The sequence below is a fragment of the Croceicoccus sp. Ery15 genome (assembly GCF_020985305.1).
GTDB lineage: Bacteria > Pseudomonadota > Alphaproteobacteria > Sphingomonadales > Sphingomonadaceae > Croceicoccus.
Genome location: NZ_CP087588.1, coordinates 1,851,317 through 1,874,789, shown reverse-complemented (window position 1 = coordinate 1,874,789; position 23,473 = coordinate 1,851,317). Strand labels below are relative to the sequence as shown.

The following is a 23,473-nucleotide window of genomic DNA, read 5'->3' as shown; positions in this document are numbered from 1 at the left end:
ATCTGCAGCTGTCGCTGCGCCAGGGCAGCTTTGCGATGCCGCGCCCGCGCGGACGGCTGACACAGAATGCTCCGCTGGCAAAGCTGACATGGTTCAAGACGGGCGGCCCTGCCGAATTGCTGTTCGAGCCGGTCGACGCCGACGATCTGGCCGCCTTTATGGCGGCGCTGCCCGATTGGGTGCCAGTGATGGGGTTGGGGCTGGGGTCGAACCTGATTATCCGCGACGGCGGCGTGAACGGGGTGGTCGTGCGGCTGGGCAAGGGGTTTTCGGGAGTCGAGAAAATCGACGGTTTGACGCTGAAAATGGGCGGCGGCACATCGGGCGTGCTGGGCAGTTCCAGCGCGCGCGACCATGGCATTGCGAGGCTGGAATTCCTGAAGTCGATCCCCGGTTCGGTGGGCGGCTTTGTCCGCATGAATGGCGGCGCCTATGGGCGCGAGGTGAAGGACATATTGATCGAATGCGAAGCTGTGCTGCCCAGCGGCGAGCGGCGCGTATTCACGCCCGACGACCTCAATTACAGCTATCGCCATTCGGACCTGCCCGAAGGGGCGATCGTCACCAGCGCCACCATGCGCGGGGAAAAGGGCGAACCTGCCGCCATTCAGGCCGAGATGGACCGCATCAGCGCGGCGCGCGAAGCGTCGCAGCCGCTGCGCACCAAGACCGGCGGTTCGACCTTCAAGAACCCGCCGGGCGAACGCGCATGGGAACTGGTCGACCGCGCGGGTTGCCGCGGGCTTTCCATCGGTGACGCGCAAGTGAGCGAGAAGCACACCAATTTCCTGATCAACAATGGCCACGCCACCAGCGCCGATATCGAGGCATTGGGCGAGGAAGTGCGCCGCCGCGTCCGCGACAATAGCGGCATCGAACTGGAATGGGAAATCCGCCGGGTCGGGCTAACCGCCGAAGACGCTGCCTGCGAGGAGGCTGCACGATGAGCGCGACCACCATCCGTCGCGGCGGCAAGGGCGTGCGCCGCGCCACCGCCGCCAAGGGCAAGGCCCGTGCGGTTCAGGGCGCAAAGAAGAAGACCGGCGGCGCGGTCGGCGCGGCATGGAACAAGGTGCCGATTTCCGAAACCGGTCTGCAGAAATTCTTCATCGGCATATTCGTCCTGCTGGCGGCCGCCTCTCTGGTCGCGCTGGCCATTTATGCGGGCCTGCCCGAAGCTGTGCGGGACCGCGTGGGCGGCATGGCGGACGGGGCGGGCTTTACCGTGCGCAAGGTGGAAGTGCGCGGCGTGGACCGAATGGACCGGCAGGCCATCTATGAACGCGCCGTCGCCGCGCAACAGGTGCCCATGCCCTTGATGGATGTGGATGAATTGCGCGGGGAACTGCTGCAATTGCCGTGGGTGGCCGATGCGCGCGTATCGCGCCAACTGCCCGACACGCTGGTCATCGACATCGTCGAACGCCGCCCCCATGCCGTGCTGCAAGAGGGGGAGGAATTCGTGCTGATCGACCCGTCGGGCCACCGCCTGCAACCGGTGAAGCGCGGCGAAGCGGAAAAAATGCTGGTGCTGTCGGGCGACGGCGCGGCAGAGCGCGCGGCCGAACTGTCCGAGCTGCTGGATGCCGCACCTGCGCTGAAACCGCAGGTGCGCGCCGCCGAATGGGTCGGCCATCGCCGCTGGAACCTGACCTTCAAGACGGGGCAGGTCGTCGCCTTGCCCGAGGGGGACAAGGAATCGTCGGACGCGCTGGTCAGCTTTGCCCGGATGGACGGGATGAACCGCCTGCTGGGCGGCAAGGTGACCGTGTTCGACATGCGCGCCGACGATCGCATCTATATGCGCGTGCCGGGCCGCGCGGCGGAAGAGGCCGAGATGGAAGCACAGCGCAAGCGGCTGGAGCGTGAGGCTGCGCAGGCCGCGGCGGCACAGGAATCGGGCGAAGAGATCGGGGGCTAAGCGGGGACCATGGGTGCGATGCGCATAGAAAAGACCATCGGGGCGGTCGATATCGGCTCGTTCCGGATTTCCGCCATGATCGCGGGATTGACCGCCGATGGCGAGCTGGTCGTGCTGGGCAGCGGCCACCGCGCGGCAGAGGGCATCCGGCGCGGCTATGTCACCGATATGGATGCGGCGACCCATGCGATCCGCGATGCCATCGAACGCGCCGAACGCGCCGCCGATGCGCAGGTGGAATCGGTGTGGATCGGCTGTGGCAACGCGGGCCTGTTGTCCGAAATCCGCGAAATCGAACTGGAAGTGGGCGGGCGCCGCATCGATCAGGACGACATCGAATATCTGATGAACGACGCACGCGAGCAGATCATCCCGCCCGCGGGTGCGCCGCGCGTGGTGCTGCATGCGCAGCCGGCGCATTACATCCTCGACGGTGCGCATGGCGTCGGCAATCCGCGCGGGCTGCATGCCGAACGTCTGGCCGTCGCCGTCCATGTGATGGAGGCCGAGACGGGGCCTTTGCGCAATCTGATGGAAGCGGTGCAAAACGCCCACCTGAATGTCGAGGGCGTCGTTGGTGCGGGGATCGCGACCGGCCATGCCTGCCTGTCAGAGGAAGAGCGCGAGCTGGGCGTCGCCATGGTCGATTTCGGGGCAGAGGTGACGCATGTGTCGGTCCATGTCGGCGGCGTGCTGGTGGGCATGTCGGTGCTGGCTTACGGATCGGGCGACATCACCGATGCCATCGCGTCGGCTTTCGGCGTGCGCCGCACGCAGGCCGAACGGCTGAAATGCGTCTATGGATCGGCCATCGCCAGCCCGACCGACCACCGCGAACGCATTCCGCTGGGCCATGTGGGCGAGCGGGGGGGCGCCGAAAGCGCGGAAACGATCCTGCGCGCCGATCTGGTGGCGGTGATCAACAGCCAGCTTGCCCGCTGGACACAGGACGTGGCGGCGACTCTGAAATCGCTGGGCTTCGTCACGGGGCGTGGCGGCAACGGGCGGCAGATCGTGCTGACGGGCGGCGGCGGCGAGCTGGCGGGGCTGGCCGATTACATGCAGCAATCGCTGGCCAAGCCGGTGCGCACCGGTGCGGCCCCCAGAATGAGCGGCCTGCCCGAAGCGCATGCGACACCGGGTTTCGCCAGCCTGTCGGGTCTGGTGCTCTATGCCGCGGCAGACCCGCTGGACATCCGCACCAGCGCGGGCGGCTGGCAAAGCGCAAGCCGTTTCGCGCGCATGACCCTGCCCGCAAGGTTGATGCGCGCCATTCGCGAATATTTCTGACCGGTCAGCTGTTTACCGCGGGTTGGGGCGTATTGAGCCGCGAGAAATCGACCCGCGCGATTTCGGCCAGTATCGCCTGCCGCAGGCTTTCCGCCGTTTCGGCCATCAGCCCGTCCACCTCCAGACTGCCGCCCGCCAGCCCGCATTTCAGCGCGACATAGCCGCGCAGCATGCCCAGGGGGCCCCGCGCGATCTCCACGCTTTGCAGCTTGATCGCGGGGGCAGAGGTGATGACGGGGGCCAGCAGACCAGTGCGGACAAAGACCTGCCCGTCCTCCATCGCCCAGCCGCGCCGCATCCAGTTGAGGGTGAATAATCCCGCCAGCACCGGCACGACCAGCCACGGGCCAAACCACCAGTCGACCCCGCCTATCCCCATGCCCGCGCCTGCTGCGATCAGCACCACGGCGAACAGCGCGAAGCAGTCGACCCACGGTCGCGCACTGGGACGGTGCCATTGCGTTTCCGGACCCGGCAGCGCGATCCGTGCCGCGCGCGCGACCGGCGCGATTTCGTCCGGCTGGGCAAAGGGGGCGACATCGTGGCTGGCCGATTTCGCATCATTGGCAAGGCTGACAAAGGCCAGCGAGTGCCATCCGAACCAGCGCCGCACCAGCCCCGTCGCCAGCACGCCCGCCTGCACACGGTGAACCGGCATCACTACATCGGTACGATTCAGCAGGCCCCGCCGCCGCCGGAAGCCGCGATCGGTTTTCTCCAGCCGGAAATCGTAATCGCGCAGCACCGTGCGCACCACGCCCGTCGCCACGCCCAGCACCAGCAGCGATGCCACGGCCAGCACTGCGCCCAGCGCCTGCGCGATAAAGCCCCAATGGCGGATCGTGTCGGCCTGCACCTCGAACAATCCGGTCCAGAAGCGCGCGCTCCATATGTCGAAGGGCAGCAGGAAATCAAACTGTTGCAACGCCGCGCCGATGGCGGCCAGCACCACCAGCGAAAACTCGAACACGCCGAAATGCAGGACCCGCTTCAGATCCATGGCGAACAGCGTCTGCGCAGGCGTTTCTGGCGGGGCGGACGGTTTTGTATCGGCGGGCGTGTCGACCGCCGGGCGGGGCGCTTCATGCTGCCGCCGCACCACGGCGCGCAGCCGCTCGCCCTCTGCGCGGGTGACATAGGCAAGGCTGATCTCGTCCTTGCCGCCCGCGCCCGTCTCGAACGTGACCGATACCAGCCCCAGCAGCCGCGCCAGCAGCGGTTCGGCAATGCTGACATCCTGTATCCGCTCATAGGGAACCGACCGCGCCTCGCGCGAGAGCAGGCCGGTTTCCAGCCGGATGTCGTCGGCCCCGACGCGATATTCGGTCCGCCACCAGCGCAGGAACGCCGAACCCAGTGCCCCGCCGATTACCAGCATGGCAATGCCAATCAGCGCCAGCGGATAGCTGCGCAATTCGCTGGACCCGATGGTGACGGCGACCATGGCGAACACGGCCTGCGCCAGCGATTTGCCGATCGCGGGGACAAGGCCCAGAATCTCGGTCCGTTGGCCCGCTATTGGCGGGTGTGTTTCCGCGTGGTCAGACACCCTCGGTCTCGCGCGTGATGTGGCTGCGGATTGCCTCGCGCATGGCTTGGGCATCTTCGTCCAAAAGGCCCGGCAAGGTGACCGAGCTGTTATGCGTGCCTGCCGTGTGCAGCACCAGCGTCGACAGGCCCAACATGCGCTCGACCGGCCCGCGGTTCACGTCAATATGCTGCACGCGCCCGAACGGAACCACCGTGTCGCGGTGAAACAGCCAGCCCTTGACCACGCGCAAACGGTCCTCGCCCATCGCGAACCCCTTGTGCCGGTAACGGCGCATCGGCGCCCAGCCAAGGCACCACAGCGCGACCAGAGCGGCAGGGAGGATGGCCACGCCCATCGGCAGCGGCGCGGCGATTTCGATCACGATCCCCGCGATCAGCAAGGGGATGGCGACGATCGCCCCCTCGATCATCAGCGCGGTGCGGTGCGAGGGGTGCAGCGGGGTCAGCGGCTGGGTCATATGGTCCTGATCGGTGTCCGTCTTCATTCTGCGGCCAGCAATTCCTCTGCCCCGCCAAGATCCACGCTGACAAGGCGCGATACGCCCTGTTCCACCATGGTCACACCGAACAGCCGGTGCATCCGGCTCATGGTTACGGCATTGTGGGTTACGATCAGGTAACGGGTCTGCGTCTGCTTCGTCATGGCTTCCAGCAAGTCGCAGAAACGTTCGATATTGGCGTCGTCCAGCGGCGCATCGACCTCGTCCAGAACGCAGATCGGCGCCGGATTGGTCAGGAACAGCGCGAATATCAGCGCCACCGCGGTCAGCGCCTGTTCGCCGCCCGACAACAGGGTCAGCGATTGCAGCTTCTTACCCGGCGGCTGGGCATAGATTTCCAGCCCTGCCTCCAGCGGATCGTCGCTGTCGACCAGCGCCAGATGCGCCTGACCGCCGCCGAACAGCGTGGCGAACAGCGATCGGAAATGGTCGTCCACCGCGTCGAATGCGGCACGCAGCCGTTCGCGCCCCTCGCGGTTAAGGCTGCCGATGGACCCGCGCAGCCGGTGCACCGCTTCGGCCAGTTCGGCCTGTTCTGCGGCGCTCGACCCGTGCTGGGCCTCGGCCTCGGCCAGCTCGTCCGCGGCGACCAGATTGACGGGGCCCAGCCGCTCGCGCGCCGTGGTCAGGCTTTCCAATTGCTGCGCATGGCGTTCGGCGGACATCGTCGCGGCCTCTGCGCTGTCGAAACCGATGCGTTCGGGCAGCAGCGGGGGCGGGCAGTGGAACCGTTCGCCGCTGGCGCGGGCAAGCTCGCCGCGGCGGGCTTCCTCGTTCTCGGCGCGGGCGGCGGCACCGGCGCGGGCCTCGCGCGCGGCGGCCAGCGTTTCATTGGCGGCAGCGAAGGCGGCATCGGCCTCGCGCGCGGCGGCTTCGGCGGCGGAATGGGCGGCCTGCGCCTTGTCCAGCTCGGCCGTCAACCGGTCGCGCGCCGCGCTTGCCTGCTCGATATCCTGCATCAGGGCTTCGGGCTTGGCGGCAGTGATGGCGCGCTCTTCCTCGATCTCCTCGCGCCGCCGGGCCACATCGGCTAGACGGCGGGCGGCATCGCCCGAACGCGCTTCCCAGCCGCGCATGTCGGTGCGCATCGCATTGATGCGTTCCCGCCCCACGGCCAGCGCCTGTTCCAGCGCGGCATGTTCGGCCATCGCCTGTTGCAGGCGGGTGCGGGCTGCATCGTTGCGCGCGCGTGCTGCCTCGCTCGCCTGCCGCTGGACGGTGGGATCGGGCAAGGTCGCGCGCTGGCTTTCGGCATCGGCCAGCTCTTCCCTTGCCGTGTCGACGCGGGCGGCCAGTTCGGTCAGCCGTTCGGCCAGATCGGCGCGGGCGCGTTGCAAACGGTCCAGCGCCGCCTCTGCCTGACCGCGCGCCATCATGGCAGAGCGTTCCTCGTCCGCCGCTGCCGTCATTGCCCGTTCCGCTTCGGCATTGGCCTCGCGCGCCTGTTCGAATGCGGCGCTGGCATCGGTCTGGTCGCTTTCCGCCCTGGCCAAGCCATCGCGCAAAGCGGGCAAGCGCGCGGCCAGCGCGTCCAGCCGGTTCGCAGCCTCCAGCATGGCCGCTTCCGCCGCGCCTTCGCCCCGCACGACGAAACCGTCCCACCGGCGCAAGGCGCCCGCGCGGGTCACCAGCCATTCGCCCGGCTCCAGCGCCTGACCCTTATCCTCGTCCGCCACGCGCACCAGTGCCAGACGGGCCTGCAATTCGGGCGGTGCATCGGTCACATGGGCGGCAAGGCTTTCGCCATGCGGCTGCGGCGCGGCAGAGCCGGTCCAGAACCGCCCTTCCTCGCCATCGGCGGGCGCGGCCAGCAGGGCCGCACCGTCGCGCCCAAGGGCGGCGGCAAGGGCGCGTTCGTAACCGGGCGCGGCCTTGACCGCGTCGATCGCGCGCTTGCGCCCCTTCGCGCCCTTGTCGGCCTTTTCACGCGCGGTGCGGTCGCGCAGCAGCGCATCGTGCTCGCGCTCCACGCCCGCCAGCTCGGCACGGGCAGAGGCGAGCGCGCTGGCACTGGCGTCGCGGCGGGCGCTGGCGGCTTCGCGGGCGATGCGCGCCTCGTCGATCGCGGCGCGGGCGTCGGCGCGCGCGGCGCTGGCCTGTTCGACGCGGGCAGAGGCCGCCTGCAATGCGGCATTCGCCTCTTCCTCGCTACCCAATCCGTCGCGCTCGGCCTCGCTCCGCTCCAGCTCGCGCCGGGCACGCGCCAAACTGTTCTGCGCCTGCGCGACGGCTGCCTCGGCCACGCGCCAGTCGGCCTCGACCCGCGCCTGATCGGCAGTCGCCTGCGCCAGTGCCAGTTCGGCGGCGCGGCCCGCGCGTTCGGCATCGTCCTGCGCGGCGGCCAGCTTCGGGCGGCGCTGCTCGTCTTCGGTCAGATTGCGCTGGCTGGCGGCGATTTCCCGGGTCAACCGCGCCATGGCTTCGGCGGCATTGCGGGTGTTTTCCTCCGCGTCGCCCTCGTCCTTGTTCAGCCGCGCATATTGCCGGTCCAGATCGGCCAGCCTTTCCTGCGCCGCTTCCAGCCTGCCGGTCAGCATGGTCAACAGGTTCGCCTGTGCCGATACATCGTCGCGCCGGTCGGCCATATCCTCGCGCGCCTGCGCCAGCCGGATCGCATTGGCCTGCTGGGCATGCTGCGCGGCAGAGGTCGCGGCCTGCGCGGCGGTCACCGCTGCCTCGCTCTCTTTCGCAAGGGCCCGCGCCGCATCTGCCGCCGCCGCCGCCTCGCGCCAGCGCGCGAACAGCACTTGCGCTTCGGCCACGCGGATCTGGTCCGACAGCTCGCGATATTTTTCCGCCGCCTTGGCCTGCCGCCGCAAGCTGCCCATCCGGCTGTCGAGCTGGGCGAGCAGATCCTCAAGCCGGGCAAGATTGTTTTCGGTCGCGCGCAGCTTTTGTTCGGCATCCTTGCGCCGGACATGCAGGCCCGAAATGCCCGCGGCTTCCTCCAGCATCTGGCGGCGTTCGGCGGGCTTGGCGGCAATTACCGCGGCAATGCGGCCCTGCGATACCAGCGCGGGGCTGTGCGCGCCGGTCGCCGCATCGGCGAACATCAGCGCGATATCCTTGGCCCTGACATCGCTGCCGTTCAGGCGATAGGCGCTGCCCGCGCCCCGCTCGATCCGGCGGGTGACGTCGAATTCCTCGCCATCGGCGCTTTCGGTCAGCAGGGAGACTTCGGCAAAGCTGCGGGGCGGGCGGCTGGCCGTGCCCGCAAAGATCACATCCTCCATCCCCGATCCGCGCATCGACTTGGCCGAGCTTTCGCCCATGACCCAGCGGATCGCTTCGAGAAGATTGGACTTGCCGCAACCGTTGGGGCCGACGACGCCGGTCAGCCCCGGTTCGATCCGCAGCTCTGCCGGTTCGACAAAGCTTTTGAATCCGGAAAGGCGCAGGCGGCGAAACTGCATCAGATCACAGTGTCGCCGCCATGCCCCATCAGCGGGCGCCGGCGCGTTGCAGGGCAGGCTCCAGCTCTTCCCAGGTGGGAGCGCCGGTCAGCCGCGTGCCGTTGATTTCCAGTGTCGGGGTCGAGGTCACCTCGTAAGTCGCGGCGGTTTCGACGAAGCTTTGTGCCTTGTCGACATCGGCAAGGCAGGCATTGGCCTGATCGCGCGAGATCCCGCGCGATGCAAAGAAATCGGTCATGCCGAACAATTCGCCCATGGCCACCATACGCTGTTCCGGCGGCAATGCGTTGACCTGTTCGAATGCGCCCTGTCCGGCCTGTTGCGCGGCCTGGAAGAAAGTGCCCTGATTTTCCCAGAACTGGTCTGCCAGTGCAATCGTTGCTTCGGGCGCGGAACATTGCACCAAAAGGGCAGCGGGAAGATCCATGCTGCTGAGCGGGACGAGTCGCAATTCAAAGCTGACCCGTCCGCTGTCGACATATTCGCTGCGCAGCTCTTCCCCTGCGGTTTTGGCGAAATCGGCGCAGTGCGAGCACGACAACGCCCCATATTCGACGAACTTGATCGGCGCATCGGGATTGCCCATCAGAAAGCCGCCCTGATCGGTCGGCGCCACGATCTGCGACCAGCTTTGCCCTTCTGGAGCGGCCACCGCCTCGACCGGATCGCCTTCGACCGAACCGTCCGTTGCCTCTTCGGCGGAATCGCACGCAGCAAGCATGGCCAGCGGCGCAAGCGCAAGGGCAAGGAGCGGGCGGTTGAAACGGGCTGTCATCATCGAAGTCTTTCCAATCTGAACAATCTAGCGCAAGCGGGCACCCTTGCGGAAGCGTGGGGCGCGTCATGCACGCCGGTTTTGCACAAGCACTGCAATCGATCCAAGGGTTTCAGCATGCCCGGTGCGGAAAATTGTCCATGCTGTCGCCCGGAAAGGGCGAATCACCTATTTGATCCGCACATCCAGCTGCGGTTTCAGGCTGGCCCAGTCATGCGTTCCGGCCAGCAGCACGCCATCAATGTCAAAGCTGGGCGTGCCGGAAACGCCCTTGTCGCGATAGGCCGCGGTCTTTTCCGACAGGGTTTTTGCCATTGCCTCGTCCGCAAGGCAGCGGTCGATTTGGGCCTTGGAATAGCCGCGACGAACCATGATGTCATAAAAACCCAGATCGCGGGCAACAGCCTGCATGCGCGCGCCGACGGTGCCCGTCTGGTAACGCGCGCGCTGTGCCGAGGTCGCCTTGAACCATTTGTCGAGCCAGACCGGCTGTGCGGACATGATCGCCGAATGATTGGCGAGAAAACGGTCGCTTTGCCCGCAATTGGTGACCAACGCGGCGGCCAGATCGGCCTGATCCCGTACCAGATGGCGCACGACCACCGATGCCTTGCCCGTCGCGGTATAGGCGATCACCAGTTCCTTGCCCGCTTCCTGTTCGAAATGGGCGCAATGGGGGCAGGTATAGCTGACATATTCGGTCAGTGTGACCGGCGCTGTGGCAGGGCCGATGCGATGCACGCCGGGTTCGACGCGGGTCACGCCTTGCGGCGATTGCGCGGCGCCCGAACCGGCTGCAGCAGAACCGGCGGTGCCCGATTGCGCGGTCAGCGCGGCCGCGCCCGCCATGGCCAAGGCCAGAATTTTCAAACCCGTCTTCATCGTCATCCCTTGTCGTTCCCGCCCGGCATGGTCCCGCCCAGCGAACGGGCCAGCGATTCCAGCACCGTGCGCAATTCCGGATCGCCGATATCGCGCAGCGAATCCCCCAATTCCATCGGAATCGGCTTCAGCGATGGCGGCGGTTTGGCCTTGCCATCGCCTGCGATAGAATCCGGTACCTGAACCTGACCCTGCCGGATTTTCACCTTTGCCACCGCGCTATAGCCGAAAAAGCGGTTCACCCGCTCGATCACTTCGGGAATGACGTGCTGGATCAGCGGGGCGTGGGCAGGCAGCACGACCAGTTGCAGCGTGCCGCCCGATTTCTCGCCGGGGGGAAAGCGGATCGCCTCTGGCGCGGAGACGCGGGCGTGTTGGGGGCCCACGATTTCGGCCCAGCGCGACACGACCGACGATTGCACGAAACCGAACCGGCGAAACGCGGTGCGCCCGATCTGGGGCATCAGATCGCCGATGGGCTTTGCCGCCCCGCCGCGCGGGCGTTCATAGGGTTTGGGCCCCGCCGCCTTTTTGGCGCCGCCCTTGCTTGCGGCCTTGCTGCGGGGTTTTTCAGAGTCGCTTTCCATGACCCGCCAGCCCATGCCATAGGCGTGCCGGTCGTGACCAGTTCCCTTCACAAGAAACCCGCAACGAAGACAGGTGCCGGCGCATCGCGCATCGCGCATGATCTGCTGCGATGGTACGATGCCAATGCCCGAACGCTGCCGTGGCGGGTGCCGCCGGGCAGTAATGAGGCGCCCGACCCCTATCGCGTGTGGCTGTCCGAAATCATGCTGCAGCAAACGACGGTGGCGGCGGTTAAGCCCTATTTTGACGGCTTTACCGCGCGCTGGCCCGATGTCGCTGCGCTGGCCGCCGCGCCCGATGCCGATGTGCTCGCCGCGTGGGCGGGGCTGGGCTATTACGCACGGGCCCGCAATCTGATTGCCTGTGCGCGCATGGTGGCGGGTGCAGGCGGTGCGTTTCCCGAAACCGAGGAAGGGCTGCGCGCCCTGCCGGGTGTGGGGGCCTATACCGCAGCGGCGATTGCGGCCATCGCATTCGGCCAGCGCGCCGTGGCGGTGGATGCGAATGTCGAACGCGTCGTGTCGCGCCTGTTCGCCATAGCCGATCCCTTGCCCGCATCGCGCCCCGCAATCCGCGAGGCTGCCGACAGCATCACTCCCGATGCGCGCGCGGGCGATTTCGCGCAGGCGATGATGGATCTCGGCTCTTCCGTCTGCACATCGCGCGAACCCGAATGCCTGATCTGCCCGCTGCAAGGCGATTGCATCGGCCATGCCAGCGGGATTGCCGCCAGCCTGCCGGTGAAGGCCGCAAAGAAGCCCAAGCCGCAACGCAGCGGCACGGCATATTGGATCGAACGGGACGGTCATGTGCTGCTGGTGCGTCGCCCTGCCAAAGGGATGCTGGCAGGCATGCGCGCCTTGCCCGACGATGGCTGGGCCGCACGGCGCGATGGCGACGGGGTGCCGCCGGCGGATGGCGGCTGGCGCGACAGCGGTGCCTGCGTGCGGCATGTGTTTACCCATTTCGTCCTCGACATGCGGATCAGCGCCATGCGCGATGCGCCGCCCGCCATGGCAGAGCGGCTTGATGGAGAATGGTGGGTGATCGACCGGCTGGACGATGCCGGTCTGCCCACGCTGTTCGCCAATGCCGCCCGGGCGATGTCGAAATGCGAATAAGGGACAAGCAAATGGTAGGGAAGTTCTGCCAGTGATTGCATTTCGCCTGCGGGCGGGGCTAGGCCGCGCGGGTTGAAGCGATCATTCGATACAGGGATACAGCCATGGTGAACGGCCCGATGGACGGCGAAATTGTGCAGGCCGAAGGCGACCGCCGCCGTTCGCGCCGGATCGACCGCGCCGATCACGTCCGCGCCGATCCCGATGCTCTCTGCGCGCTGATGGGCGACCGCGCGCTGCTGCTTAAAATGGACGAATGCGACCCGCTGGTCAGTGATGACGGCAGGCTGGAATGGGGCACGCTGGACGATGCGCCGCAAGGGGCGGAGCTGTTGTTTCTTGGCCTCGATGGCGACCGCGGCTGTTTCGCCGCCGTTCCGCGCGGCACCGGCGCGGGCGATGCGCGGGGCAAGGCATGGCTGCAGGCGGGGCAGCTGAACCCGCAGGATTTCGCCACTTTCGCCGCAGCGCGCAGCCTTGCCAGCTGGCACGCGACACACCGGTTCTGCGCGCGCTGCGGTTCGATGACCGTGCAGGGCAAGGGCGGTTGGCAGCGCGATTGCACCGATCGCGATTGCGGCGCTTCGCATTTCCCGCGCACCGATCCGGTGGCGATCATGACGGTCGAACACACCACTGCCGATGGCGAGCGGCTGGTGCTGCTGGGTCGCGGTCTCGGCTGGCCCGAGGGGCGCTATTCCGCGCTGGCCGGCTTTATCGAACCGGGCGAGACCATCGAACAGGGCGTGCAGCGCGAAGTGCTGGAAGAGGCGGGGCTGAAGGTTCATTCGGTCCGCTATCGCGCCAGCCAGGCCTGGCCGTTTCCGTCGCAACTGATGATCGGCTGCCACGCGGTGACCGATCACGCGACCCTTGCGATCGACCGGACCGAGCTGGACGATGCATTCTGGGCAACTCGCGGGGAATTGTTCGCCGCGCTGGAAGGGCTGCCGGGAAAGACATTCGATCCGCCGCCGCCGCATGCCATCGCGCATTATCTGCTGCGCGACTGGCTGGACCGGCCCGCGGACTAGCCGGACGATTCAGCTTTACGGACTAGCTAGACTAGGCCCAGCTTGGTCAGCTGCCCCAGCAATTTGCCCGGCAGCACATCGCCCGCGTCGGCCCCTTCGGCCAGATCGGGCGGAGCGTCTTCGTCTTTCAGATAGCGCCAGCCCTGATGCGCGCGGCGCGGACGGGCCTGCACGCGGATCAACTGCGGGGCAAGGTGGATCCACCAGCGCCCGTTATCCTGCTGTTCGAAACCAGTGATCGGGCTGCGCGCCACCAGCGCATGTTCATGCACCCAATAGAGCGACCCGCCTTCCAGCTCCTCCACCCGCTTTGGGCAATAGCGCGTGTTCAGCGATACGCGCGGGCGATTGGCGAACCAGCTTTCGATATCGTCATAGCTTTGCGCGCCAAAGGCAATCTTGGTGAGGTGCAGGGGCATCGCCCCAAGATAGGGCGAATACGCCCCGCCTCAACCCGTCAGCCGACAAGCCCCGACGCGACCGCAAGGCCGAGGAAGGCGAAGAAGCCCATCGAATCGGTGATCATCGTGACGAACACCGACGATGCGACCGCAGGGTCCTGATCCAGCCGGTCGAAGATCACCGGCACCATCACGCCCGCAAGTCCCGCGGTGATGATATTGATCACCACGGCTGCCGCGATCACCCCGCCCAGCATGGGCGTAAAGATCAGTGCCGTCGCCGTGCCGATCAGCGCCGCCACGGTCAGACCGTTGAGCAGGGCCACGCGCATTTCGCGCCAGATGACGCGGCGGGTGTTCGACTGGGTCAGCTGGTTCATCGCCAGCGCGCGCACCGACACGGCCATGGTCTGCGTGCCCGCATTGCCGCCGATGCTGGCGACGATGGGCATCAGGATCGCCAGCGCCACCAATTGTTCGATTGCCGCGCCGAATGCCGCGATGATCAGCGATGCGACCAGCGCCGTCCCCAGATTGGCGACCAGCCAGCGGACACGCTGGGAGTATGAGGTGCGGATCGGTTCGTTGATGTCGCCTTCGCCCGCGCCCGACAGCAGCAGCGTATCCTCGCCCGCTTCTTCCTGAATGATATGCGCAACGTCGTCGGCGGTGATCTGGCCGATCAGGCGTCCGCCCTTGTCCACCACGGCGGCGGAAATCAGCGCGTATTTCTGGAATCGCAGCGCGACTTCTTCCTGATCCAGATCGGCGGGGATCAGCGTCTGGTCGCGCTTCATCACATCGGCGATCGGCACGCTGCGCGGGGTGCGCAGGATCCACGAAAGCTGGCATGTGCCAACAGGGCGATGCGCGGGATCGACGACGAAGACTTCCCAGAACTCAGTCGTCAGATCGGCATTGTCCCGCATGTAATCGATCAGATCGCCGATGGTGATATGTTCGGGCACCGCGACCAGATCGCGCTGCATCAGGCGGCCTGCCGATTCCTCGGGAAAAGACAGCGCGCTTTCGATGGCGGCGCGGTCTTCGGGGTCCAGCTCTGCCAGAACGGCGGCCTGATCGCTGGCGTCTAGGTCTTCGATCAGCGCGACGGCGTCGTCGGTTTCCAGCTGTTCGGCAATACCCGCCACCGCATCGGGCGGCAGCGCTTCCAGCAGATCGTCGCGAACGTAATCGTTCAGCTCGGAAATAACCTCGCCGCTCATCAGATCGGCGATGCCGCGGGCCAGCGCAGGCCGGTCCTCGCGCGGCAGGATTTCGAACAGATCGGCGATATCGGCGGGGTGCAGCGGTTCGACCAGATCGCGGACGTCGGTCTCGGCGTCCTCGTCCAGAGCCTCGCGCACCGCCTCGACGAATTCGGGCTTCAGCCGGTCATCCTCGTCCAGCCGTTCGGCGCGGGCTTCTTCGGCCTCGCTCATATGCTCGGCATCGTCGCTGGCGACGGATGACGCGATCGCGGCCTCTTCGGCCTCATGCTCCTTGGCAAGGTTCTGGTCGTCGCGCTCCATCAGTGCCGGTGTCTAGGTTGCTGCACCGCGAAATCAACCGGGAAACTCGGGTTTCGCACGTGTGGATGATTTGTGGACGAACCGGTGGGCCATGCTGTGGGAAAGCGGGGTACAAGCCTGTGGATCGGGCGGCATGGCTTGTGGGCAGGCGTGGAAAGTCGCGGGCGTGACATATGCGGACGATAGCCTATATGCGATGCCGACCCCGCAGACACGCTCCGCGGCCCCGCCAACAGGGGCGGCGCATAAGGGGGCGACAAAGGAGAATTCATGTCCGAGGAAAAACTCACCCTCACGCTCGACACCGGCAATGGTGAGACCGGCGATGTCGTGATCAAGCTGCGCCCCGATCTGGCCCCCGGCCATGTCGCGCGCATCAAGGAACTGGTCGGCGAAGGCTTTTACGACGGTGTGAAGTTCCACCGCGTGATCCCCGGCTTCATGGCGCAGGGCGGCTGCCCCAACGGCACCGGCATGGGCGGTTCGGACAAGCCCGACCTGCAGGCCGAGTTCAACGACCACCCGCATACGCGCGGCGTCTGCTCGATGGCGCGCACGTCCTATCCGCACAGCGCGAATTCGCAGTTCTTCATCTGCTTTGACGACGCCCGTTTCCTCGACCGCCAGTACACCGTATGGGGCGAAGTCGAAGAAGGCATGGACCACGTTGACGCCCTGCCCAAGGGCGAGCCGCCGGCAAACCCGGGCAAGATCGTGAAGGCGACGGTTTCGTAATTCGGGCCGTCAGCGACGATTGAAGGAGGGGCGCTTTCGAGCGCCTCTTTTTTGGTGTGGATTTTGACATGCGTGGTGATTGCTAGCACGCTGCCACATATGAAGCATCGCACGACATTTGTGGGCCTGTCGATGATGGGTGTCGGCTTGCTTTTGATACTGCCGCTCGGTCATCTCGGCTATGGCATGCTGGCGGGTGCTGTTTTTATAGTGGGGATGCTTACGGTTTGGGCTGGCTCACTTGTCCGACTCGTTCGACGTTTAAAGTAAGGCTGTCGGTTGCTTTTGTCAGACCAGCCACGGCAAAGCCGCGGCTGTGACGTCGAACGGCTCGCTGCGGGCTCAGGCCCTCGCGACCGCCGGCCTGGCTTTCGCCTCTGGCGAATTCAGACTGCGGTTGCTTCGCAATCCTCGGCTAAATTCGCGGGCTACAGCTTGGCGTTTGTCAGCCAGTCGTTGAAAATCCTGACCGGCCTCGTCTCCAGCGCCTTGGGGCGGCAGACGAACCAGAAGCTGTAGGGGCTCTCGATCTCGAGGTCGGGGAACAGCCTTGCCAGACGTTCGTCACGCGCGCGGGTCAGATGGTCGCCGTGCATGATCGCGATGCCCAGCCCCTGTGCCGCAGCCTCGAGGATCAGCGCGCCCGAATCGAAATGATCGACCAGAGGTTCCTTGCGCATGTCGATGCCCACAGCCTCGCGCCATGCCGCAAAGCTGAGGTCCATGTCCGAATGGACGAGGTAGTTCATCTTCTCCAGCTTCGCCGGATCGGGTACGTCGCCCACTTCCTCTGCCGTTTTGCGCGATGCGATGGCGTGGACCATATTGTGGTCAAGCCGCACCGCATGCAGCTTCGGATCGACATTATCGGCAATGATGATCGCCGCATCGACCGATTCGCCCAGACGCGCCAGCGGGTTGGGATAGCTGTCGATATCGATGTGCAGCGCCGGATACAGCTGTCGCAATTCTGGCAGGCGCGGCACCAGCCGCTGTTCGCCGAACAGGGGCAGCACGTTCAGGCGCAGGCGCATGATCTTGTTGTCGGCCATTTGCCGCCCGACCTGTTCGGCCAGCTCGTCCAGCGCGGGGGCGACCGCGTCGAACAGGGCCTGCCCCTCTTCGGTCAGCTTCATGGTCTGGTGCCCGCGGTTGAACAGTTTTCGGCCGGTATAATCCTCCAGCGCGGTCACGCGGCGCGACAGGGCCGACGGGCTGAGCGCCAGTTCTGCCGCGGCAGCCTTGGCCGAGCCGAGCCGCACGATGCGGACAAAGGCTTCCAGCGATCTGAGAGGTGGCAGGCGGCGTGTTGCCATCAATCGGAACTTTCGTCTTCTGATTTTTGATCTGTGACAGGCGGGTGCAGGCGGATGCGTTCGACATGGCGTTCGTCGCCCGCGATCACTTCCAGCTTCCAGCCGCTGTCATGCTCCAGCACTTCGCCCACTTCGGGCACGCGCTCTGCCAGAACGAAGGCGAGACCGCCCAATGTGTCAACCTGTTCTTCGACTTCGGCCAGATGCGGATCGACCCTGCGCGCCACATCGATCAGCTGCGCGCGGGCATCGGCGTCCCACATCCCCTCGTCGATGGGGACCAGCAATTCGACGGGGGCGTCGTCATGCTCGTCCTCGATCTCGCCGACGATTTCCTCGACCAGATCCTCAATCGTGATGATCCCGTCGGTGCCCGAATATTCGTCGACCACAATGGCCAGATGCACGCGCCGTGCGCGCATATCGGCCAACACGTCCAGCGCCCCGCGCGCCTGCGGCACGTAAAGCGGCTGGCGCATCAATGTCGTCCAGTCCTTGGGCGGGGGGCGGTTTTCGGCCAGAAAGGGGAACACGTCCTTGATCAGCATCATGCCGATCACATGGTCCAGCGTTTCCGAAAACACCGGTATGCGCGAATGGCCGTGTTCGGCGAATGTCGCGACCAGCGTGTCCCAGCTGGCGGCCCGGTCGATCGCCACGATCTCGCCACGCGGAATCGAAACATCGTCGGCGTCCTTCTCCGAAAAATGGAGGAGATTGCGCAGCATCTGCCGCTCGATCTGCGAAAGATCGCCGTTTTCGTGGATGGGGCCTTCGCGGCCTTCCTCTTCCTCGTGCTCGTCGATCGCTTCCTCGATCTGGGCGCGAAGCGATTGCTCACCCTCGCTGCCGTCGAAGAACGACCGGATCCGATGCCAGAGAAGGCGCCTGTCCGGCTCCTGAGAGCCGGTGTCGGTACTGTGACTGTCGGCCATGATGGCCTCTTGAACCCTTCGTCAAAGAACCGGCCAGCGGGGTTTCCGGCAGCCGGTTTCAGGAATGATACGGATCTGCGATCCCCAGCCGGGCCAGGGCCCGCGTTTCAAGTGCTTCCATCGCCTCGGCCTCGGCATCGCCAAGCTCGTGATCGTGACCGGCGATATGAAGCAGCCCGTGAATCACCAGATGCGTTGCATGAACTGCAAGTGCAACAGATTTTTCATCCGCCTCGCGCGCGCAGGTTTCCAGCGCAAGGACGATATCGCCCAGCATGACCGGTGCGCCGCTGTCTTTCCGTTCGGCGGCGCGCAGCACTTCCTCACGCGAAAGCATGGGGAAACTCAGGACATTGGTGGGCTTGTCCTTGGCCCGCCATTGCCGGTTCAGCGCGTGTACCTCGTCATCGTCGGCGAATACCACGCTGACCAGCATGTTGGGATCGGCCAGCTCGGGCGCTTCGGCGGCAATCGCCTCTGCCGCACGGTGGGCCAGCATGTCCCAGTCGATATCGTCGCCCCATTCGGGCGATACATCGGTTTCCAGTGTCGGAGCCGTCATCGCGGATTCGCTTGTCGTGCCATTCAACCGGGCACGCCCGAGCCTTCATAGGCCTCGACCACGCGGCCCACGATCGGGTGGCGCACGACATCGGCGGCGGTAAAGCGGCTGACGGCGATGCCTTCGACCCCTTCCAGCCGTTCGACCGCGTCGGCCAGACCCGAATGGCGGTCGCCGCCGGGAATATCCACCTGCCGCGGATCGCCGCACACCACCATGCGGCTGTTTTGACCGAAACGGGTCAGGAACATCTTCATCTGTTCGCGCGTGGTGTTCTGCGCCTCGTCCAGAATGACAAATGCATCGGCCAGCGTGCGGCCGCGCATGAAGGCGATGGGCGCGATCTCGATCTCTCCCGATGCCAGGCGGCGCTCAACCTGTTCGGGCGGCATGCAATCGTACAGCGCGTCGTAAAGCGGGCGCAGATAGGGGTCGACCTTGTCCTTCATGTCGCCGGGCAGAAAGCCCAGCCGCTCGCCCGCCTCGACCGCGGGGCGCGACAGGATCAGGCGCTGCACGCTGCCGGTGATCAGCTGCGCGACCGCCTGTGCCACCGCCAGATAGGTTTTGCCCGTGCCTGCCGGACCCAGCGCAAAGATGATGTCATTGCTGACCAGCGCCTGCATATAGGCTTCCTGCGCCTTGGACCGCGGAGCGATAGTCTTCTTGCGGGTGCGGATCATGATCTGCGGGCGGCCATTGCGGCCCAGATCGGCGCCAAGCCCCGTCTGGTCCTCGCCCTTGACGATGCCGTCCAGCGTGGGCTCGCTGCTCATCGCGATCAGCGCGTCGACCGCACCCGCGTCGAGTTCGAAACCCGACAGCAATTGTTGCTGCATGCCTGCCAGAACGTCGCGGGTGCGGGCGACGGCTTCTTCTGTCCCCTCGATCTGCACGCGATTGCCGCGTGCCGCGATATAGACGCCGAGGCGGTCTTCAAGCTGGACAAGATTGCGATCGAACTGCCCGAATAATGCGCCCAGCATCTCGGCATCGGGGAATTCCATCTCGGTCCGCGCCCGTGTTCCCGCGGTGGCGGTTCGGTCGGCGGGCCAGTTGCCCGTGGGGGCCGTGGGTGCGGCAACGCGCGCGTTCTTGCGGCTCACTCGTGCTCCTTGTCATGACCGGCAAGGGTAATGCGGAACCGACTCGGACCGCTGCTGAAAACCGGCCTGTTGCTGGGATCAAGATAGGTGCACCGAGGGGTTAGGCAAGTCGCCTCAGGGTCAGCGGCTGGGGATAACCGCTGTATCCCCGCCGTCTTCCTGCGCTTCTTCGGTGTGGATGGCCGATGCGGTGCGACGGCATGCGGTCGATCCGTTGCTGCACTGGCGCGCGGCGATTATCTGTTTCCCGTCGCTCAGCAGCAATTCGCCGCCGCGACCGCGTGCGATGGCGGGCGATGCGCGGAAGAAATCGGCCAGCGCATCGCGCGCGGTGCTGCGATAGCTCTCGCAATCTTTCACCTGCACATTGCCGGTGCGCAATTTACCCTCGACCAGGCGCAAGCTGCCCGAAATCGCGGCGGGGCAATCCATCCAGATGGCGAAACTGCCGTTTTTCAGCGCCAGAACGGGCCGCCCGCCGGGCGCGCCGGGGGACATGATCTCGAACGGGGCGGCATCGAGTGGCGGTGCCTCGGGATCCTTTGGTCCGCTGTCGATCTGGCTTAGCGTGACGGCATGGGTCTTGCCCGCCAGCATGATCTTCCCCTCGCGGTTGCGGCCGATCAGCGGCTTGTCCGCCAGCACGGACGCCATCGCGGCATCGACCGCGCTATCGGCGCAATCACGCGTCATCTGGCGCGGCTCGCCCAGTGCAAAGCTGCGGGTGAGGGGGATATAGAGCGATTCCATCTGGTTGCAGCCAAGCCATCGCAGATAGGAACCGCCGAAATGCACCGTCGCCAGATCGTCCTGCAAATCGGCAGTGGGCACACCGTCGACCGCCGTGACCAGCCAGCCTGTGCCCGCCAGATCGAAGGCCAGCGGCGCAAATCCGGGCGCCAGTTGCAGACCGTCGGGATTGGGCGGCGAATCGAATGTTTCTTCATCCACCACTGCGGGTGCGGTCAGCGGCAGGGGGTCGGCCACGGTATCGCGTTCGGGGGCGGCATCGCATCCGCCCAGCCATGCGCCGCTGCCCAGCGCAAGGCAAAGCGCCACGAATTTCAGCACCTTGCGCACGGTGCAGGGATCGGGACGGGGCGGGCGGTTCATGCTGGCGTTCGTTCGCATTTCCCCTGCGGGCCCGCAAGCTATATAAGGGGCCATGCGTATTATCCCGACCATGCTCGCCCCCGTCACAATGCTGGCCATCACCGCATGCGGGTCGCCGCCGGTGCAGGAGGAGACATCCGAGGCGCCAGCGACCGAGGTCATGCCGGAGGGCCCGTCCGATGCCATGCCCGTGGCCGACGCGGCCGATGGCTTTCTGACGCAGCATTTCGCCGATGATGGCGAGGTTTCGGTCGCCACAGCTGCCATCGACCTGAACGGCGACGGCATGGACGAGATTGTCGCCTATGCCAGCGGGCCGATGTTGTGCGGTTCGGGCGGCTGCAATGTGCTTGTGTTGGAACCTGCGGGTGAGGGATTTACCGTGCGCATGGACGCCAGCGTGTCGAAACTGCCGGTGACCGTGCTGGACAGCAGCAGCCATGGCTGGCGCGATCTGACCGTGTGGGTCGGCGGCGGCGGAGGCGAAAGCGGCAATGCCGTTTTGCGTTTCGACGGCACCGGCTATCCGTCGAACCCGACCGTGCCGCCCGTTACCTTACAGGAAGAGCAAGGCACGGTCCTGATCGCGCAGGACGTGTGGGATTCGATGCGCAAGCTGGGCGCGCCCGAAAGCTAAACGACGCGCGCTTCCAGCGAATTGGGGCCAGCGGCCAGCAATTCGACCTGCACCAGATCGCCGATGGCGGCGTCCCCCTCAAACCAAGCGGATTGCAGCCATGGCGTCTTACCCAGCCACTGGCCGGGCTTGCGACCCTTGCGCTCGACCAGAACCTCGCAGGTCCTGCCGATCGACGCCTGGTTGAAGGAAAGGCTGTCGCGCTGCAGTGCGGCCTGAAGCCGCTGCAGCCGCTCGTCCATCACCTCTTTCGCGATCTGGTTTTCCATGGTCGCGGCAGGAGTGCCGGGGCGGGGCGAATATTTGAAGCTGAAGGCCGCAGAATAGCGGATGGTGTCGACCATCTTCAGCGTATCATCGAATTCCGCATCGGTTTCGCCGGGAAAGCCGACGATGAAGTCGCCGCTGATCGCGATATCGGGCCGCGCGTCACGGAACCGTTCGATCAGCGCGATATAGCTTTCGGCGCTGTGGCTGCGGTTCATCGCCTGCAAGACGCGATTATTCCCCGACTGAACCGGCAAATGGAGATAGGGCATCAACTTGCCCACTTCGCCATGGGCGGCGATCAGCGCGTCGCTCATATCGTTGGGATGGCTGGTCGTGTAACGGATGCGTTTCAGATCGGGCATCGTGGCCAGCGCGCGGATCAGACCGTCAAGGCCGATGGCGCGGCCCTTGTCATCCTCGCCGTCCCATGCGTTGACATTCTGGCCCAGCAGGGTGATCTCCCGCGCACCGGCATCGACCAGCTTGTGCGCTTCCTCGACCAGATCGGCGAAGGGCCGGCTGATTTCCGCGCCGCGCGTATAGGGCACCACGCAATAGGTGCAGAACTTGTCGCAGCCTTCCTGCACCGTCAGGAACGCCGACGGGGCGCGCTTCGTCCGCGTCGGCAGCACGCCGAACTTGGCATTGGCGGGCATGTCGGTATCGGTCACGCGCTCTCCGGCACGGGCCTTTTCGATCATCGCGGGCAGTCGGTGATAGGCCTGCGGGCCGACGACCATGCGTACATCGGGGCTGCGCGCCATGATCTCTTCGCCCTCCGCCTGCGCGACGCAGCCCGCAACCGCGATCAGCGGCGAGGAGCCATCGTCGCGACGCAAGCGGCCGATGTCGGAATAGACCTTTTCGGCGGCCTTTTCGCGGATATGGCAGGTGTTCAATACGACCAGATCGGCATCCTCGCCCTCGGGCGCGGCGGACATGCCCTGCGCGCCGAGCATTTCGGCCATGCGTTCGCCGTCATAGACGTTCATCTGGCAGCCGAAGCTTTTGATGCGATAGCTTTTGGGTTCGGAGAGGGATTTCATGGGGCGCGCCCTTACGCCTTTGCGTCCGCGATGGCGAGTCCCCTCTCCAACCGTCCGGTCAGCGCCGCGGACATGGCCTTGCGACCGGCCAGCTCCGCGCCCGCCAGCGGCGGCAGAAAATGTACGGTCAGTTCCACCGGATCGCGGCGCGACAATATGCGCAGGAAATTGGCGTCCCCGGCCTCGTCATCCACCCATGCAATGTCTTTCGCATCGCGGTAATGCAGCACCACCGGAACAACCGGCACGCCCTGCGGCGCGGGGTCGATGGCGGATAGCAGGCTGCTTTTGACCGGCAATAATCCATCGCCATTGCCGGTTGTGCCTTCGGGAAACAGGGTCAGCACATCGCATTCGTCGATGGCGGCACGGATCTGGTCGATTTGCCGCGATACGGTGTGCCGGCGCGATCGGGCGATGAACACGGTGTCGTTCATCTCGCACAGTTTCTTCAGCACCGGATGCCCCTTTAGCCCGTCATGCGCGACAAAGGCCGACCGCGCGGTGGCGGCCAGCGCGGTGATATCGATCCAGCTGACGTGATTGGCCAGCAGCATGGCGCGGCGCGGCGGGGTGCCACGAACGGTAATCTCCACCCCGGCGATAAAGGCGATGCCTGCCAGAAACACCGGCGGCACGGGATTGCGGCCCGGCAGCGGAGCAAGCAGTGCAAAGGCGATCACGCAGGCCAGCAGCCAGATCGCCATTGCCGCCAGCCGCACGGGTGCACGCCAGCCCATGACGG

General features: G+C 65.8%; 23 protein-coding genes. 8 read left to right on the top strand and 15 right to left on the bottom strand.

The features are described from left to right. Positions 1-35: 35 nt before the first annotated feature. Genes murB through ftsA form a run of 3 tightly spaced genes read left to right on the top strand, consistent with a single transcriptional unit; the run spans position 36 to position 3,211 of the window. A complete protein-coding gene (murB, locus tag LOZ77_RS09195; RefSeq protein WP_230281824.1) occupies positions 36-947 on the top strand; it encodes a UDP-N-acetylmuramate dehydrogenase in 912 nt (303 codons plus the stop codon). Continuing rightward, positions 944-1,921 (top strand): cell division protein FtsQ/DivIB, encoded by a 978-nt coding sequence (locus LOZ77_RS09190; protein ID WP_230278888.1) that lies wholly within the window; start codon positions 944-946, stop codon positions 1,919-1,921. Before murB ends, LOZ77_RS09190 begins: the two co-directional genes overlap by 4 nt. 9 nt (positions 1,922-1,930) lie before the next feature. Continuing rightward, on the top strand, positions 1,931-3,211 hold the full coding sequence (ftsA, locus tag LOZ77_RS09185; RefSeq protein WP_370637990.1) for a cell division protein FtsA: 1,281 nt from the start codon (positions 1,931-1,933) through the stop codon (positions 3,209-3,211). A gap of 4 nt (positions 3,212-3,215) precedes the next feature. Here the strand turns inward: ftsA and LOZ77_RS09180 are convergent, their stop codons facing one another. The 6 genes from LOZ77_RS09180 to LOZ77_RS09155 form a co-directional block, all read right to left on the bottom strand. Beyond that, positions 3,216-4,760 (bottom strand): PH domain-containing protein, encoded by a 1,545-nt coding sequence (locus LOZ77_RS09180; protein ID WP_230278886.1) that lies wholly within the window; start codon positions 4,758-4,760, stop codon positions 3,216-3,218. After that, the gene (locus LOZ77_RS09175) at positions 4,753-5,247 is read right to left on the bottom strand and encodes a PH domain-containing protein (protein WP_230278885.1); all 495 of its coding nucleotides are present in this window, start codon (positions 5,245-5,247) and stop codon (positions 4,753-4,755) included. Before LOZ77_RS09175 ends, LOZ77_RS09180 begins: the two co-directional genes overlap by 8 nt. Beyond that, positions 5,244-8,675 (bottom strand): chromosome segregation protein SMC, encoded by a 3,432-nt coding sequence (smc, locus tag LOZ77_RS09170; protein WP_230278884.1) that lies wholly within the window; start codon positions 8,673-8,675, stop codon positions 5,244-5,246. Before smc ends, LOZ77_RS09175 begins: the two co-directional genes overlap by 4 nt. Before the next feature lie 28 nt (positions 8,676-8,703). Next, positions 8,704-9,453 carry a thioredoxin domain-containing protein gene (locus LOZ77_RS09165; RefSeq protein ID WP_230278883.1) on the bottom strand — a complete coding sequence of 250 codons (750 nt, stop codon included), beginning with the start codon at positions 9,451-9,453 and terminating at the stop codon, positions 8,704-8,706. A 165-nt stretch (positions 9,454-9,618) separates the two neighbouring features. Then, positions 9,619-10,338 (bottom strand): thioredoxin domain-containing protein, encoded by a 720-nt coding sequence (locus LOZ77_RS09160; protein WP_230278882.1) that lies wholly within the window; start codon positions 10,336-10,338, stop codon positions 9,619-9,621. Next, complete coding sequence (locus LOZ77_RS09155) at positions 10,335-10,919, bottom strand: DUF721 domain-containing protein (RefSeq protein WP_230278881.1); 585 nt, start codon at positions 10,917-10,919, stop codon at positions 10,335-10,337. Before LOZ77_RS09155 ends, LOZ77_RS09160 begins: the two co-directional genes overlap by 4 nt. 33 nt (positions 10,920-10,952) lie before the next feature. Between LOZ77_RS09155 and LOZ77_RS09150 the strand changes: the two genes are divergently transcribed. Both LOZ77_RS09150 and nudC read left to right on the top strand, forming a co-directional pair. Beyond that, positions 10,953-12,041, top strand: a complete 1,089-nt coding sequence (locus tag LOZ77_RS09150; RefSeq protein WP_230278880.1) for an A/G-specific adenine glycosylase — start codon at positions 10,953-10,955, stop codon at positions 12,039-12,041. Positions 12,042-12,145: 104 nt separating this feature from the next. Next, the gene (gene nudC, locus LOZ77_RS09145) at positions 12,146-13,075 is read left to right on the top strand and encodes an NAD(+) diphosphatase (RefSeq protein WP_370637989.1); all 930 of its coding nucleotides are present in this window, start codon (positions 12,146-12,148) and stop codon (positions 13,073-13,075) included. Between the two features lie 26 nt (positions 13,076-13,101). Here nudC and LOZ77_RS09140 read toward each other — a convergent pair whose 3' ends face one another. Together LOZ77_RS09140 and mgtE are read right to left on the bottom strand one after the other, a co-directional pair. Further along, positions 13,102-13,494, bottom strand: coding sequence for a DUF1489 family protein (locus LOZ77_RS09140; protein ID WP_230278879.1), 393 nt, complete (start codon positions 13,492-13,494; stop codon positions 13,102-13,104). Between the two features lie 38 nt (positions 13,495-13,532). After that, positions 13,533-15,011 carry a magnesium transporter gene (mgtE, locus tag LOZ77_RS09135; protein WP_370638077.1) on the bottom strand — a complete coding sequence of 493 codons (1,479 nt, stop codon included), beginning with the start codon at positions 15,009-15,011 and terminating at the stop codon, positions 13,533-13,535. Positions 15,012-15,278: 267 nt separating this feature from the next. Here mgtE and LOZ77_RS09130 point away from each other — a divergent pair, with 267 nt between their 5' ends. Then, positions 15,279-15,743, top strand: a complete 465-nt coding sequence (locus LOZ77_RS09130) for a peptidylprolyl isomerase (RefSeq protein WP_230278878.1) — start codon at positions 15,279-15,281, stop codon at positions 15,741-15,743. A 99-nt stretch (positions 15,744-15,842) separates the two neighbouring features. Next, on the top strand, positions 15,843-16,013 hold the full coding sequence (locus tag LOZ77_RS09125; RefSeq protein WP_230278877.1) for a hypothetical protein: 171 nt from the start codon (positions 15,843-15,845) through the stop codon (positions 16,011-16,013). Positions 16,014-16,171: 158 nt separating this feature from the next. On the opposite strand, the gene LOZ77_RS09120 is transcribed toward LOZ77_RS09125, so the two are convergent. From LOZ77_RS09120 to LOZ77_RS09100, 5 genes are all read right to left on the bottom strand, one after another. Beyond that, a complete protein-coding gene (locus LOZ77_RS09120) occupies positions 16,172-17,059 on the bottom strand; it encodes a LysR substrate-binding domain-containing protein (RefSeq protein WP_230278876.1) in 888 nt (295 codons plus the stop codon). Further along, positions 17,059-17,994, bottom strand: coding sequence for a hemolysin family protein (locus LOZ77_RS09115; RefSeq protein WP_230278875.1), 936 nt, complete (start codon positions 17,992-17,994; stop codon positions 17,059-17,061). The genes LOZ77_RS09120 and LOZ77_RS09115 overlap by 1 nt, the downstream gene beginning before the upstream one ends. 58 nt (positions 17,995-18,052) lie before the next feature. Next, positions 18,053-18,556, bottom strand: a complete 504-nt coding sequence (gene ybeY, locus LOZ77_RS09110; protein ID WP_230278874.1) for an rRNA maturation RNase YbeY — start codon at positions 18,554-18,556, stop codon at positions 18,053-18,055. A gap of 23 nt (positions 18,557-18,579) precedes the next feature. After that, the gene (locus LOZ77_RS09105; protein ID WP_370637988.1) at positions 18,580-19,662 is read right to left on the bottom strand and encodes a PhoH family protein; all 1,083 of its coding nucleotides are present in this window, start codon (positions 19,660-19,662) and stop codon (positions 18,580-18,582) included. A 120-nt stretch (positions 19,663-19,782) separates the two neighbouring features. Beyond that, entirely contained in the window at positions 19,783-20,775 is a 993-nt protein-coding gene (locus LOZ77_RS09100; RefSeq protein ID WP_230278873.1) for a hypothetical protein, read from the bottom strand. A gap of 52 nt (positions 20,776-20,827) precedes the next feature. On the opposite strand from LOZ77_RS09100, the gene LOZ77_RS09095 reads away from it, so the two are divergent. Then, positions 20,828-21,412, top strand: a complete 585-nt coding sequence (locus LOZ77_RS09095; protein WP_230278872.1) for a hypothetical protein — start codon at positions 20,828-20,830, stop codon at positions 21,410-21,412. Here LOZ77_RS09095 and miaB read toward each other — a convergent pair. Both miaB and LOZ77_RS09085 read right to left on the bottom strand, forming a co-directional pair. Next, positions 21,409-22,728, bottom strand: coding sequence for a tRNA (N6-isopentenyl adenosine(37)-C2)-methylthiotransferase MiaB (gene miaB / locus LOZ77_RS09090; protein ID WP_230278871.1), 1,320 nt, complete (start codon positions 22,726-22,728; stop codon positions 21,409-21,411). The genes LOZ77_RS09095 and miaB overlap by 4 nt on opposite strands. 11 nt (positions 22,729-22,739) lie before the next feature. Then, complete coding sequence (locus tag LOZ77_RS09085) at positions 22,740-23,468, bottom strand: lysophospholipid acyltransferase family protein (protein ID WP_230278870.1); 729 nt, start codon at positions 23,466-23,468, stop codon at positions 22,740-22,742. Positions 23,469-23,473 lie beyond the last annotated feature (5 nt).

Excerpts from the sequence above, each read along its gene's own strand:
- LOZ77_RS09160 (WP_230278882.1), bottom strand. The coding sequence starts at position 10,338 with ATGACGATGAAGACGGGTTTGAAAATTCTGGCCTTGGCCATGGCGGGC.
- ftsA (WP_370637990.1), top strand. The coding sequence starts at position 1,931 with ATGGGTGCGATGCGCATAGAAAAGACCATCGGGGCGGTCGATATCGGC.
- LOZ77_RS09085 (WP_230278870.1), bottom strand. The coding sequence starts at position 23,468 with ATGGGCTGGCGTGCACCCGTGCGGCTGGCGGCAATGGCGATCTGGCTG.
- LOZ77_RS09130 (WP_230278878.1), top strand. The coding sequence starts at position 15,279 with ATGTCCGAGGAAAAACTCACCCTCACGCTCGACACCGGCAATGGTGAG.
- murB (WP_230281824.1), top strand. The coding sequence starts at position 36 with ATGCCGCGCCCGCGCGGACGGCTGACACAGAATGCTCCGCTGGCAAAG.
- LOZ77_RS09100 (WP_230278873.1), bottom strand. The coding sequence starts at position 20,775 with ATGAACCGCCCGCCCCGTCCCGATCCCTGCACCGTGCGCAAGGTGCTG.
- miaB (WP_230278871.1), bottom strand. The coding sequence starts at position 22,728 with ATGAAATCCCTCTCCGAACCCAAAAGCTATCGCATCAAAAGCTTCGGC.
- LOZ77_RS09190 (WP_230278888.1), top strand. The coding sequence starts at position 944 with ATGAGCGCGACCACCATCCGTCGCGGCGGCAAGGGCGTGCGCCGCGCC.
- LOZ77_RS09120 (WP_230278876.1), bottom strand. The coding sequence starts at position 17,059 with ATGGCAACACGCCGCCTGCCACCTCTCAGATCGCTGGAAGCCTTTGTC.
- LOZ77_RS09125 (WP_230278877.1), top strand. The coding sequence starts at position 15,843 with ATGAAGCATCGCACGACATTTGTGGGCCTGTCGATGATGGGTGTCGGC.
- nudC (WP_370637989.1), top strand. The coding sequence starts at position 12,146 with ATGGTGAACGGCCCGATGGACGGCGAAATTGTGCAGGCCGAAGGCGAC.
- LOZ77_RS09165 (WP_230278883.1), bottom strand. The coding sequence starts at position 9,453 with ATGATGACAGCCCGTTTCAACCGCCCGCTCCTTGCCCTTGCGCTTGCG.
- ybeY (WP_230278874.1), bottom strand. The coding sequence starts at position 18,556 with ATGACGGCTCCGACACTGGAAACCGATGTATCGCCCGAATGGGGCGAC.
- LOZ77_RS09095 (WP_230278872.1), top strand. The coding sequence starts at position 20,828 with ATGCGTATTATCCCGACCATGCTCGCCCCCGTCACAATGCTGGCCATC.
- smc (WP_230278884.1), bottom strand. The coding sequence starts at position 8,675 with ATGCAGTTTCGCCGCCTGCGCCTTTCCGGATTCAAAAGCTTTGTCGAA.
- LOZ77_RS09140 (WP_230278879.1), bottom strand. The coding sequence starts at position 13,494 with ATGCCCCTGCACCTCACCAAGATTGCCTTTGGCGCGCAAAGCTATGAC.
- LOZ77_RS09155 (WP_230278881.1), bottom strand. The coding sequence starts at position 10,919 with ATGGAAAGCGACTCTGAAAAACCCCGCAGCAAGGCCGCAAGCAAGGGC.
- LOZ77_RS09175 (WP_230278885.1), bottom strand. The coding sequence starts at position 5,247 with ATGAAGACGGACACCGATCAGGACCATATGACCCAGCCGCTGACCCCG.
- LOZ77_RS09115 (WP_230278875.1), bottom strand. The coding sequence starts at position 17,994 with ATGGCCGACAGTCACAGTACCGACACCGGCTCTCAGGAGCCGGACAGG.